Source organism: Arsenicibacter sp. R0_47, from assembly GCF_057652235.1.
The window spans coordinates 84,027-96,783 of record NZ_JBYFCJ010000019.1; the positions used below are offsets into that span (position 1 = coordinate 84,027).

General features: G+C 48.8%; 11 protein-coding genes. 7 read left to right on the forward strand and 4 right to left on the reverse strand.

The genetic code is table 11. The annotated features are described in order from the left end of the window. Positions 1-21 precede the first annotated feature (21 nt). Positions 22-951, forward strand: a complete 930-nt coding sequence (locus AC23NW_RS24880) for a bestrophin family protein (protein ID WP_487452860.1) — start codon at positions 22-24, stop codon at positions 949-951. Between the two features lie 44 nt (positions 952-995). Here AC23NW_RS24880 and AC23NW_RS24885 read toward each other — a convergent pair whose 3' ends face one another. From AC23NW_RS24885 to AC23NW_RS24895, 3 genes are all read right to left on the reverse strand, one after another. Next, positions 996-1,817, reverse strand: a complete 822-nt coding sequence (locus AC23NW_RS24885; protein WP_487452862.1) for a type IV pili methyl-accepting chemotaxis transducer N-terminal domain-containing protein — start codon at positions 1,815-1,817, stop codon at positions 996-998. A 38-nt stretch (positions 1,818-1,855) separates the two neighbouring features. Next, positions 1,856-2,449, reverse strand: a complete 594-nt coding sequence (locus tag AC23NW_RS24890; protein ID WP_487452864.1) for a tetratricopeptide repeat protein — start codon at positions 2,447-2,449, stop codon at positions 1,856-1,858. Between the two features lie 653 nt (positions 2,450-3,102). Further along, entirely contained in the window at positions 3,103-3,411 is a 309-nt protein-coding gene (locus AC23NW_RS24895; protein ID WP_487452866.1) for a rhodanese-like domain-containing protein, read from the reverse strand. A 121-nt stretch (positions 3,412-3,532) separates the two neighbouring features. Between AC23NW_RS24895 and htpG the strand changes: the two genes are divergently transcribed. After that, on the forward strand, positions 3,533-5,365 hold the full coding sequence (htpG, locus tag AC23NW_RS24900) for a molecular chaperone HtpG (RefSeq protein ID WP_293838234.1): 1,833 nt from the start codon (positions 3,533-3,535) through the stop codon (positions 5,363-5,365). Positions 5,366-5,413: 48 nt separating this feature from the next. Here the strand turns inward: htpG and AC23NW_RS24905 are convergent, their stop codons facing one another. Continuing rightward, entirely contained in the window at positions 5,414-6,019 is a 606-nt protein-coding gene (locus AC23NW_RS24905) for a DUF4126 domain-containing protein (protein ID WP_487452868.1), read from the reverse strand. 217 nt (positions 6,020-6,236) lie between these two features. On the opposite strand from AC23NW_RS24905, the gene AC23NW_RS24910 reads away from it, so the two are divergent. From AC23NW_RS24910 to AC23NW_RS24930, 5 genes are all read left to right on the forward strand, one after another. Then, positions 6,237-6,818, forward strand: coding sequence for a LutC/YkgG family protein (locus AC23NW_RS24910; protein WP_293838240.1), 582 nt, complete (start codon positions 6,237-6,239; stop codon positions 6,816-6,818). 85 nt (positions 6,819-6,903) lie between these two features. Then, positions 6,904-7,494, forward strand: coding sequence for a GNAT family N-acetyltransferase (locus AC23NW_RS24915; RefSeq protein WP_293838243.1), 591 nt, complete (start codon positions 6,904-6,906; stop codon positions 7,492-7,494). 111 nt (positions 7,495-7,605) lie between these two features. Next, entirely contained in the window at positions 7,606-8,322 is a 717-nt protein-coding gene (gene cmk / locus AC23NW_RS24920; protein WP_487452900.1) for a (d)CMP kinase, read from the forward strand. Beyond that, positions 8,319-9,386, forward strand: coding sequence for an NAD(P)/FAD-dependent oxidoreductase (locus tag AC23NW_RS24925; protein ID WP_487452870.1), 1,068 nt, complete (start codon positions 8,319-8,321; stop codon positions 9,384-9,386). The genes cmk and AC23NW_RS24925 overlap by 4 nt, the downstream gene beginning before the upstream one ends. A gap of 22 nt (positions 9,387-9,408) precedes the next feature. Further along, the gene (locus tag AC23NW_RS24930) at positions 9,409-12,636 is read left to right on the forward strand and encodes a hypothetical protein (RefSeq protein WP_487452872.1); all 3,228 of its coding nucleotides are present in this window, start codon (positions 9,409-9,411) and stop codon (positions 12,634-12,636) included. Positions 12,637-12,757: the final 121 nt, after the last annotated feature.

Consider the following 12,757-nt stretch of genomic DNA (forward strand, 5'->3'; position numbering starts at 1 on the left):
TCATTCACGCAACGGTAGCACATGATTCTCTATAACCGGCATCACTGGCTGCGGGCAATCTGGCATTTCCACACAGGAAAGACCGCCATTTCCCTGCTGAAGCGATTATTTTTTGTCGGATTGTATGTCACGGCGGTAACGATTACCGAGCTGACATTCTATGACATAAAACTCTCCTATACCCCGGCCGAATTCTTCGGCGCAATGGGCATTCTGCTTAGTTTATTACTTCTTTTCCGGACCAATACGGCCTATGACCGCTTTTATGAAGGCCGCCGGACATGGGGTGCTCTGGTCAATACAACCCGCAACCTGGCAGTGCTCTACCACGCAATTCTGCCCAAAGAAGCTATTGAAGAGCGGTTGTATTTTGCCAAAACGATCTCCAACTTTCCCTTTGCCCTGAAAAATCACCTGCGTGCTACCCGTGATTTCAGTGAACTGGATGAGGCCGTAATCGGTGGCATTGCTGAACTGGAACAGCGCAGCCATGTACCCGGCGGTGTTGTCAGTCAGTTACGGAACCGGACAGAGGAATTGTATCGTAAAGGAACAATTTCGGATGCCCAATCCATTAACCTGAATACACTGCTGATTCTACTGCTCGACATCAACGGTATCTGTGAACGGATTAAGAGCACGCCGATTCCGTTTTCCTATAACTACTTCATTAAGTTTTTCATCACGGCTTACCTGATCGTGCTGCCGTTTACGATCATTGAAGAGTTTGGCTACCTCACGGTTCCGATTGTGTTACTGGTATCCTACGTCCTGGTGGGGCTGGAGATGATCGGTGAGGAGATTGAGGAGCCGTTCGGTCTGGAGCGTAATAACCTGCCGCTTAATCAGCTGTCACAAATGATACGGGTAAATGTGCATGAAATTTTTGGCATTTACCTGCCGCAGGTCGAGAAACAGGCTGCCATTCCTGACTTTATGATTGTGACCTGAAAAACGGAGCAGCAGCCCAATAACAGGACTGCTGCCTATCCCGCTTAGTCTAATAACCGTGCGTACATACCCACTACTTTATCTGTTTTGGCAACAATGCGGTTCGTGATCAGGAACATGTTTCTGGCATCCACATTCTTCTTTTCGAAATTGATGCAATCGTTGATAGTACATCGTTCTTCAATCTGCCGCCAGTCAATGATGATTTCGCTGATGGATTCATCAATATCCGTTGTATTGATATCAGAGGTCATCAGTGCACTCATAATGCTCTGTATTTTTTCGGCAGATTCTTTCATGATCACTAGTTCGCTGCTGGGTTCTCCAATGCCGTTGCTATAGGCAATGTAGTACATCGTAAGCCGTTGCGAAAGCATACGGACACGCCCTGAGATATTTGTATTGCGGCCTACTGCTGCTCCGGTAATGGTTTCGCTGCGGCCGGGTAGGGTGGCCACATGTTTTACAATTTCCTGTACAACATCGTCTGCGGCAGTCAGGATCTGCGTATTGAAATCCAGTACGTTCTGGGCATTTGCCTTGTCTGCCGGATTTTGCGTCAGCAACTCTTTATACTTTTTCCATAATTCTTCTTCTCTGACCAGCTTGGCGCGTATAGCATCATTGGGTGCGAACGCTTTTAGTGCCTTAAGATTTTCCTCAAAAATAATCTGTGAACTCAATAGTTCTTTTTGAGCTGCTTCAGGCTGGAGGCCGGCATACAGGCACATAAAATCTTTTCCCATGCGCTGAGAAAGCATACGTTGCTTACCAGAGATATTGACAGCGCTGCCTGGTGTAAGTATATCCTGGGCAATACCAGTAAGTGTACTTAGCAGCAGGGCAAAAAATACAAATGTTTTCATGTTGTAGTGATCAGTCTGAATAAGTGGTTTAATGCGGTTTAAAGGGTACTGTTAAGCTGTGTCCGGCGTGACTGCGCGACAAGGGAATACCAGAACTTTGCTTTTTTTAAATCTTTTGGCACAGTTGGTGTGCCCTGCGTGTAAATAGTGGCCAGCAGCCATTGTGCGTCAGAAGAGCCCGAAGTGGCTGCTTTTTCCAGGTAGCTTAGTCCGGTTGTTTCGTTCTTTTCTATACTTGCCGTACCCTGAAAATAAAGCTCTCCGAGCAGGCAGGTCGCCCGTATTTCTTTGCCGGCATTCGCCCGGCTTAGCAGGTCAAGCCCTTTCCGGAAATCAGGAGTAAGGTCAGCAAAGCCGTATACGTAGAGCTTGCCAAGGGTATAAGCCGCTTCGGCCTCTGTTTTCCGGTTCCGGAGTGCACTGCTCAGGTAACGGATTGCCTGCCGGACATTGGGCTTATTTCGGCCCTGAACCTGTAAAAAACATTTCCCTAGAAAAAGCCGGGCTTCGGCGTCAAATGTGGTTGATTGCCGGACACGATAAAGCAGCCGATAGGCTTGTGCTATTTTTCCGGTACGATATAAACGCTTAGCCTTTGCAATCTGTAATCGTTCGCGTTTGAGCTGCCACAAGCTATCAGCGTTTGACAGATGTCGGGCATGCGTAATTTTTGGCTTATTTGGTTCCTTTTGAGCAAACGGGCCTGACAAAGGAATAATCATAGACAAGGCAACAGGAAGCATCCTGATAAAAGGACGCCTTTGGAAGAAAAACATACATTGTTTAGATCAGAGATTGCCGTATTCCATGCAACAGCACTGTAAAAGCAGTCGGATGACTACCTACAAGTTTGCAACTGTCAGTACATAGTTTGCCTTCGTGTACAACAATACACCAACCGCAGGCATATACTGCAGCAGCTTGCAAGAGCAGAAAAAGATAGATGTGAGTGAGTTACCAACCCTAATAACTCGATTTGATCACTAACCCCCATTAGTCATCAATCTCTCAGGTGAAGTTGTTTGTGTTCGATAGACAGACTGTTTAACGTTAAACTATAGATATCACTATAAACCAAAAATACGCCATAGATTCATTTATACAAATACTTGGTGATAATAATTATATGAAATATACATTATGGTTAATTCCGTAGTCAATTTTTACGCAAGATTGGCATCTATATAAGTACATAGTCAGATTACCAGCAGAGAGTCAGGTCTCTGGCTTGAAACGGCTAGGTCGGTAACGGTGTGTTTTGCCCGGCAGGAATCATGAAGAGCTGTTATTCGGCTTCGAGGATTCCGCCACTCAGGTGCAAAATGGTTTTATTTATTAACTCAGATTGGCGTAAAATATCTTTGGCAGCAATGCGGCTGCGAACGCCGTTAGTACAGACAAAAATCAGTGTGTTATACGGGATCAGTCTGTCTTTTTGCTCGCGGATTGACGGTAAGGGAATGTTAAGGCCGCCGATATTAAACTCGTCAAATTCCCATTCGTCGCGGACATCAATGACCACTGTGTCAGGGTTACGCTGTAGCTGCATCAGCTCAGAAAGCGAAATATCGGTATACGCAGGTTTGTCTTGCATACAGGTAAAACGACGATCTGAAACAGGAAGTTTCTGCCAATCTGTCAGCCGGAAATGATCTGGAACAAAAATTGCCGCCCCGTGGGTAAGCATATTTTTAAACCAATCAATTAATCATTTTATGGAAGCCGTACAGACAGAAAAGGGGCAAATTTCCATCCACACGGAAAATATTTTTCCGATCATCAAGAAGTTCCTGTACTCTGACCATGAGATTTTCCTGCGCGAGCTTGTTTCCAATGCCGTTGATGCAACGCAGAAACTAAAGAAACTGGCTTCGTTCGGCGAGGTGAACAGTGAGATCGGTGACGATCTGAAGGTAACGGTAACGGTCGATGAGGAAGGTAAAAGCATTACCATCAGCGACTCGGGCATCGGTATGACAGCCGATGAGATTAAGAAATACATTAACCAGATTGCCTTTTCGGGCGCATCTGAGTTCTTAGAAAAATATAAAGATAAAGTCGACGACAAGGGAGCCATCATCGGCCATTTCGGTCTGGGCTTCTACTCAGCCTTTATGGTGGCTGAGCAGGTCGAAATCGTTACCCGTTCGTACAAAGAGGGAGCTGAAGCAGCCCGCTGGGTCTGTGATGGTTCGACCGAGTTTGAAATTTCGGCGGCCGAACGGGCTGAGCGTGGTACCGATGTGGTGCTGCACATTGCCCTTGATGCGGAAGAGTTCCTGAACAAAGCCCGTATCCGCTCAATTCTGGAGAAATACGGCCGCTTCCTGCCAGTGCCGATTGAGTTTGACGGCGAAATCATTAATGATGCCACACCGATCTGGACCAAAGCACCGTCTGAACTGACCGACGAGGATTACAAGAAATTCTACCGCGAGCTGTACCCGATGTCGGAAGAACCGCTGTTCTGGATTCACCTGAACGTGGATTATCCGTTTAACCTGACCGGTGTACTGTATTTCCCGAAACTGAAAAACGACTTCCAGGTCAAGCGGGAGAAAATCCAGCTTTACAGCCGTCAGGTGTTCATTACCGACGAAGTGAAGGACATTGTGCCGGACTTCCTGATGTTGCTGCACGGGGTAATTGACTCGCCGGACATTCCGCTGAACGTATCACGCAGCTTCCTGCAGGCGGATTCAAACGTGAAGAAAATCAACGGTTATATTACCCGTAAAGTAGCCGACAAACTGACAGAGTTGTTTAAGGCTGACCGGAAGGCGTTTGAGGAGAAGTTTGACGATATCGGATTATTCATCAAATACGGTATTATCAGCGACGAAAAATTCAACGACAAGGCAAAAGAGTTTGCGCTGCTTAAAAATACCGAAGGCAAATTCTACACATTCGACGAATACCGTGAGCATGTACAGGCTAACCAGACTGACAAAAATGACGCGGTAATCTGGCTGTATTCAACGGATCAGAAGGCGCAGCACGGCTATATTGAGTCAGCTACCCGTCGCGGTTATGATGTTTTGGTGCTGGACACGGTCATTGATCCGCACTTTATCAACCACCTTGAGTATAAGCTGGAAAAAACGTCGCTGAAGCGCGTTGATGCCGATACACTGGATAAACTGATTGACAAAGGTCTGTCGAATCAGAGCGTATTGTCGGAAGCAGATCAGACAAAACTGAAAGAACTGTTCGAGACCGTACTGGATAATAAGAGCCTGAACGTTAGTGTGGAAGCTATGCCGGCTGACGAAATGCCGGTGACAATTACGCTGCCGGAATTTATGCGCCGGATGAAGGATATGTCGCAGCTGAGCGGTGAGCAGTCATTCTACGGGGTTATGCCGGTTACATACAATCTGGTTGTAAACGCCAATCACCCGCTGGCTGACCGCGTATTGAAGCAGGGCGACGAAGTAAGCCAGAAACAACTGGTGAAGCAGCTGTATGACCTGGCGCTGTTGTCGCAAAACATGCTGACCGGTGCTGACCTGACGGCGTTTGTAAAACGCACGGTCGGAACACTGTAACAGGCAGAGTAGATAAATCTGAATGGAAGCCGGGGTCTCCCCCGGCTTTTATACTTTAGGGGGTAGAGGCCTGCGTTGGGCCGCGCGGGTAAACCAGACACGCCCTTTCCGCGCCAGCTGGGCAGCAAAAAACAGAACAACGATAAACAGCACTACGAACGCAAAAAGCGGCAGCAAAACTGCGAGGATGGAGAAACCGAACGATGCAGCATTCTCGGTTGTGGCTACGACCGGATTGGCCAGACCGCCTGTGGTCGCCGTTGAACCGAGCCGCAGCAGACTGGTTCCGGCCTGAATAAGTCCGGCCGAACCACCGCCCAGCATAAGTCCGAGACCCCAGTCCAGGATTGGGTTGTCGATCTTCAGAAACGATGTGCTGAGCAGGGTGCCGGCAACGATAGCGGCCGGAGCAGCCAGGGTATCCAGCACATTATCGAGCCACGGAATATAATAGGCCCCGATTTCAACCAGCGTAGCAATACCCAGCAGCAAAAGGCCGGGGGTGGTACTGATCCACTCAAATCCTTGCATGGGCGCAATAATATGCAGCTTTGCCGCAAGGCTGGCAATGAGCATAGGAACAAAAATCCGGAACCCGCAACAGGCTGCCAAACCGACGCCCAGACAGGCACTGATAACCCAATCCCAGTTCATAATCATTCAGTTAAACGAATGGGTGAATGTACGTAATAAAAAGATAACCGGGTAGGGGAGGGGCAAAACCTGACACTACAGGCAGCTTCGGATGAGAAAGTTGTATAACTTGCCTTTTAGAAACACATCCCAACCCCGACACGGCATTATATCAACTGCCGAACGGCAGGCAGGGTTTGCGCAGAAACATAAATTACGTACAAAATCCGTGTAAACAATGAGCGTCCGCGATACGATTCTGGCCAAAATCCGTGATAATAACCTGACAGAACTGCCGCTTCCGGAAATTCCGTTTTTCAATGACGGCAATGACGATCTGGTTGCCCGTTACAAGAGTGTTCTGACATCAATCGGCGGTACGCCCCGCGAACTGGCAGCATCTGAAACGCTCGAAGACCTGATCCGTGAGGTATATCCGGATGCAGAGCGCATCGCTTCATTAGTACCGCTGGCAGGTATTCCGCTGACAGAGATTACCGATGAAACGGATAAGGCTACTCTGGAAGCCATGGATGTAGCTGTTCTGAAAGGTGAGTTCGGGGTAGCGGAAAATGCGGCGATCTGGGTGCCCGAAGCGAATATGCTGAACCGTGCCTTACCGTTTATTTCCCAGCATCTGGTGCTGCTGATTGAGAAAAAAACGCTGGTGCTGAATATGCATGAAGCGTATGAACGCATTGATACAGAGTCGCTAAGCTACGGCGTTTTTATTGCGGGACCGTCGAAGACCGCTGATATTGAGCAGTCGCTGGTGATTGGTGCACACGGTGCCCGTAGTCTGGTAGTGGTGTTGCTGTAAGGCAATTACTTTTTGCCAACATTCTGCCATAGCGGATTGTTATTCGGCTAGCAAACGCGTAGTTTGCGAAAAATTACCTGATCCTTTGATTACATTTCAACTCAACACGTGCCGGCTTCGCCCCTGGCGGGATGGGGACGAAGAGTCGTTGGTTTACCATGCCAGTAACCGCAATATCTGGAACAACGTGCGGGATTTCTTTCCGTATCCGTACACGCAGCGGGACGCCTATTCGTGGATACGCTCGAATAAGTCGTACCAGCAACCTATGAACCTGGCGATCGAAATAAATGGTCAGGCAGTGGGGAATATTGGGTTTACTATAAAAGATGATATTTACCGGTACAACGCCGAAATCGGCTACTGGCTGGGAGAAGCCTATTGGGGAAAGGGTATCCTTACCGAAGCGCTGCCGGTCATGGTAACCTACATTTTCAAATCGTTCCAGCTCAACCGGATTTTTGCCTGTGTGCTTGAGGGCAATCAAGGCTCGATGCGTGTGCTTGAAAAAGCCGGATTCCGTCCGGAAGCTATTCACCGCAAGGCTGCCATTAAAAATAACAAATACCTCGACGAGCACGTATTTGCGTTACTGAAACAGGACTATCTGGAAGCGGCAAAGCAGGCAATGAACGCTAACGAACCGCAAAGCCAGGTGCATAAGCATATTGTCTGAGCATACAGCTGACCGACTTCTTGGCGGAGGTATGACGTATATTCTATGCCCCCTGCTAATTTCTTCGTTTCTTTGCGGGATAATTCGCTGCTGCGGCAGTCCGATGAATTTATGTCGAAAATCGTAATTGCTATTGACGGCTATTCGAGTTGTGGTAAAAGCACAACGGCAAAAGCCGTCGCCGCCCGTCTGGGATATGCCTACATTGATACCGGCGCCATGTATCGCTCGGTTAGTTTATTCTTCAGCCAGAACCATGTTTCCCTGACAAACACTAAAGAGGTACTTGCCGCGCTGGATCATATTCATATTACATTCCATTACAATCCGAAAACGTGCCGTAACGAAACATATCTGAACGGATTAAACGTGGAAGACGAAATCCGGAAGATGTATATTTCCAATATGGTCAGCGAAGTAAGTGTCATTCCTGAGGTGCGGCGGGCGATGGTGTCCCAGCAGCAGAAAATGGGACGTAAGCGGGGCGTAGTGATGGATGGCCGCGATATTGGCACAAAGGTATTTCCGGATGCGGAAGTGAAAATCTTCATGACAGCCGACACGTTGATCCGGGCGCAGCGCCGTCAGCAGGAACTGCTGGCAAAAGGCGAGCTCGTGAATCTGACCGAAATTATTGAAAATCTGGAAAAACGTGACCGGATCGACTCAACCCGCGCCGAAAGCCCGTTGCGGCGTGCGGATGATGCGTTGTTGCTGGATACGTCAGCCATGAATCTTGCTGATCAGATTCAGTGGGTAGTTGACCGTGTAGAAGAACAGGTGGAGGTCATCAAACAAAAAGAAGCGACAGAACAGAAGAGGCCATGAGAACTGCCGACTATCTGATTGTTGGACAGGGAGTGGCCGGATCTGTTCTCGCCTGGACATTAGATCAACTCGGGTGCAAGGTCATTGTTACTAATGCGCCCGAACTTCCGTCGGCCGCCCGTGTAGCGGCCGGTATTGTAAATCCGCTGACCGGCCGCAAGCTGGTGCAGACCTGGCAGGCGGATAAGCTCTTCCCGTTTCTGCATCAGTTCTACCGTGAGATCGAGCTCAAGCTGGGTGTACGTTTTTTCCATCCGCGCAATATTTACCGGCCTTTCCGGAATTTAACCGAAAAAGAGGCTTATCTGAATATTACCAGAGACCCTTCAGTAGCGAAATATATACTGGAAGGCACTGAGGATGAGATGTATAGTGATGTAATCAATAACCCGTTCGGTGGTCTTACCGTTACCCAAAGCGGCTGGGTTGATTTACCTGAGTTCCTCAAAATTATCAAAGGCTATTTTCTTGAAAAAAATCAATATGCCGAAGTGAAAGTTGAGGCCGATTGGCTGGAAATGACCGGTGATTCAGTAGTTATTGATAACCTGAGCGTTAAAAAAGTCATATTCTGTGACGGGTCGCAAGGCCGCGAGAATCCGTTATTCGACTGGCTGCCGTATAATCCTGTAAAAGGACAGGTTCTCACCGCGACGGTTAACCATTATCCTATCAAGAATATAGTTAATCAAGGGGTATTCATCTTACCACTCCGGGACGGGTTAATAAAAATCGGCGCAACTTATTCATGGCATGACCTGGATTGGCAAACAACTGAGGACGGCCGGGCGTTTCTGGAGAAGAAAGTGCAGGAGTTGATAAAAGTGCCTTATCAGGTAGTTGCCCAACAGGCGGGGCTGCGGCCGTCTACCAAAGACCGCCGGCCTTTTCTGGGGCTGCATCCTGAGTATCCGTCTGTCGGCATCTTCGGCGGGCTTGGTACCAAAGGAGTCTCACTGGCTCCTTATCTTGCGCAGCAGTATGCAGGGTTTTTACTTAATAACGAAGAATTAGATCCGGAAACGAATATTAACCGGTGTCTTTCGTTATATTACCGGAGTTAATATTAAGGGCTTAGCGTTTTTTATGCGAAAACAATACCTTTTGCTGGCAAGTCTACTGCTAGGGCTTGTGTCGGCGGCTGTAGCACAGAACTATCCATCCCAGGAGCAATTTGGTAAAAACCGTATTCAGTACCGGGAGTTCACCTGGAAGATTGTTAAAACGGCCAACTTTGAGATCTACTTTTATCAGGATGGAAACCAGCTTGCTACGCTGACCGCACAATACGCTGAGTCTGAGTTTGACCGGATTACGGAGCTGCTTGGCTATACGCCCTACAACCGGATCAAGATTTTCCTCTTCAACTCGCCGGCTGACCTGGCGCAGAGTAATATTGGCCTGCACGCCCTCGGCGATCTGAACGGCCGTGAACTGGATATGGCTAAATCGCGGCTCGAAATTGCCTTTACCGGCGATCAGATGAGTTTCCGCAAACAGCTGATCCGTGATGTTTCGATGCTTTTTGTCTATGACATGCTCTATGGCGGTAGCCTGAAAGATGCCCTTCAAAGCTCCCTGTTGCTGACCCTGCCCGATTGGTTTATGCCCGGTATTGCGTCGTATATAGCCGAAGGATGGAGTGTCGAACTGGACGATTATATGCGTGATGTGGCCCTGACACACCCTATCCGGAAACCGTCACTGCTGTCAGGCCGTGAGGCTGAGCGGGTCGGTCATTCAATCTGGAATTACATTGTGCAGAAATACGGCCGGGATAATATTTCGAATATCCTCAACCTCACCCGTATTATCCGGAATGAGCAAAGCAGTATTCAAAGTACACTGGGAGTTCCTTACAGCCGTTTCCTTCGTGAATGGCGTGATTACTATGCCGGTATGGCCGGTATCGTCAGTAAATCGTATCAGGAAAGCAAAGATGACTTCAGGATCAAACTAAAGGCAGCCGATGGCACCATGACGTTGAATGATGTCAAATTAAGCCCTGATAAACAGTTTATTGCCTATACAACGGTGCATGATGGCCGCTACAACGTAGAAGTCGTTAACACTAGTAATCAGAAAAAAATGAGTATCGTTCAGGGCGGGTATCGTCTGGATGGTCACGCAACCTACACCCGTACACCGCTTGTTACCTGGCAAAAAGGAAACAACCTGGTCATTATTACGGAAGAGCGCGGTAAATCATACCTATATATATATAGCGACATTGAGAAACGGCCCAAACAGAAAATCAAACGCACCATTAACGGACTGACGCAGATTGTCAGCGTTGATGCGTCAGACGACGGCGGAAGCCTGGTTTTCAGTGCCGACCGGCGCGGGCAGAACGACCTGTTTCTCTACAGCATTAACCGGGGCAATTATGCGCAGCTGACCAATGACCTGTATGATGACATGAACCCGACGTTTGTCGGCCGCACATCCGGAAAAATTGTCTTCGCCTCAAACCGTAAGCTGGATACACTTGGTGTTGATAAAGGCTCGTACAGAACTATTCAGGACCGGTTTTCGCTGTTCATGCATGAAGGCGGCGCACGGGCAACATCTGTCAGCCGGCTGACGGATTCGCTGTCGAGTGCCTACCGGCCAATTGCCGGCGGAGAGAACACAATTTATTTTCTGGGGGCATCCGGCGGAATTCAGAATCTGTACCGCTTAAGTCTTCAGGATAGTACGATCCGGCAAACAACGGCTTTTGCCAACAGTATTTACCAGTATGATCTTGTGCCGACAGGCGGAGGGTTTGTTTACAGCAGCCTCCGGAACGGTGAAATGTATATCGGCTACCGCGCTCAGTTACCGCTCACGGCATCGGTTGATCCGGCCCCGACACAGCGTAATCAGTTACTTGGGCTTGTTGCCAAACCGGTAGTCAAAGAAGAGGTAAAGGCGCCTGCGTCGGTCGATTCCACCGCGAAAGCTATTCCGGCAGATACCGTTAAACGCATGGCACTGGAGCCAGGTGAGGTTGACGTTACGAACTACAAGTTTGATCCTGAAGTGCTTAAAGCTGCGGAATACCGTCAGCGGCGTTCTGCTACGTCATTATCCATTGGTTCGGCGTTGCCACCGCGTAACCGCCGCCGCGAAAACGTAACGATTCGCGGGCCATTCAACTACCAGGGACTGTTTACCGTCAATGACGGACAGTCGAACTGGCGGGTTGATCCGATCCGGGGATTTGGGTTCCAGCAGAATGTGACGATGAACGACTTATTGGAAAATCACGTCATCAATGCCGGTTTCTTTATCACGACAAACCTGCGGAACAGCGATTTATTTGCTGAATATAAAAATCTGAAACACCGGATTGATTATGGCGCCCGTTTTGACCGGCAGACGTTATTCCTGGATAATCAGCTGCTGAGTCAGCGCTACCGGTATAACCGCTTTGCCCTGATGGCGTCCTACCCGGTATCCGCTACAACGCGCCTGACCCTGTCACCGTTCTATGCCCTGACCCGGCGGGTAGATTTATCAAATCTGGTACAGCCGGATCTGACCTCAGACTATGCCGGTATCCGGGCCGAAGCGGTTTTCGACAATACCAAGAACACGGGCATGAACATGATTTCGGGTACGCGGGCCAAAGTGCGTTTCGAGAATTATGCCGGTATCCGGTCTGCATCCGAGAGTTTTAACCGGTTGTCGCTCGATTTACGCCACTATCAGAAAATTCACCGTGACCTGATTCTGGCCGGCCGCCTGTCGTTCAGCCAGTCGGGTGGTGCAGCGCCGAAACAGAGCACACTGGGTGGTATGGAAAACTGGATTGGTTCTTCGCAGATTCAGAACGAAAATGTGGCTACCAATCCGTTGCGGGTACCGAACGCACTGGCTCCGGAGCGGGAAGATTTCCGTGATGTGTTCTTCCTGGATTTTGCGTCAAACCTGCGCGGTTTCCGTTTAGGCAAGCTAACCGGCAACAGCCACTTACTGATGAACGTTGAACTGCGTGTGCCGCTGATCAAATACCTGTACCGTGGTAACATCACATCAAACTTCCTGCGGAATCTGCAGCTGGTTGCTTTCACCGATGTAGGAACAGCCTGGGTAGGACGCGGACCGTTTAATCGTCAGAACAGCCTGAATACGGAAATTGTCGGTGGCGGCAACCTGCCGTTCCTGGCCACGGTAACAAACTTTAAAAACCCCTTCCTGATCGGTTACGGGGCAGGAGCGCGTACCATGCTGTTTGGCTACTATGTGAAGTTTGACTATGCCTGGGGCATTGAAAATAATGTCGTTAGCCGGCCTATTGCTTATTTGACGTTAGGATACGACTTCTGACAGATAAATAGTAAGCTATCAGCTTCATACCCTTCCGGACGGAAGGGTATTTTTTTTTGAATGACACCCGAGGTCATAGGGAATTAACTATCTTTGCCGGTACATTACCGGTTACACGCCG

Bases quoted from the DNA above. Each gene is read 5' to 3' on its own strand.
- AC23NW_RS24880 (WP_487452860.1), top strand. From the start codon at position 22: ATGATTCTCTATAACCGGCATCACTGGCTGCGGGCAATCTGGCATTTC.
- AC23NW_RS24885 (WP_487452862.1), bottom strand. From the start codon at position 1,817: ATGAAAACATTTGTATTTTTTGCCCTGCTGCTAAGTACACTTACTGGT.
- AC23NW_RS24895 (WP_487452866.1), bottom strand. From the start codon at position 3,411: ATGCAAGACAAACCTGCGTATACCGATATTTCGCTTTCTGAGCTGATG.
- htpG (WP_293838234.1), top strand. From the start codon at position 3,533: ATGGAAGCCGTACAGACAGAAAAGGGGCAAATTTCCATCCACACGGAA.
- AC23NW_RS24905 (WP_487452868.1), bottom strand. From the start codon at position 6,019: ATGAACTGGGATTGGGTTATCAGTGCCTGTCTGGGCGTCGGTTTGGCA.
- AC23NW_RS24910 (WP_293838240.1), top strand. From the start codon at position 6,237: ATGAGCGTCCGCGATACGATTCTGGCCAAAATCCGTGATAATAACCTG.
- cmk (WP_487452900.1), top strand. From the start codon at position 7,606: ATGTCGAAAATCGTAATTGCTATTGACGGCTATTCGAGTTGTGGTAAA.
- AC23NW_RS24925 (WP_487452870.1), top strand. From the start codon at position 8,319: ATGAGAACTGCCGACTATCTGATTGTTGGACAGGGAGTGGCCGGATCT.
- AC23NW_RS24930 (WP_487452872.1), top strand. From the start codon at position 9,409: ATGCGAAAACAATACCTTTTGCTGGCAAGTCTACTGCTAGGGCTTGTG.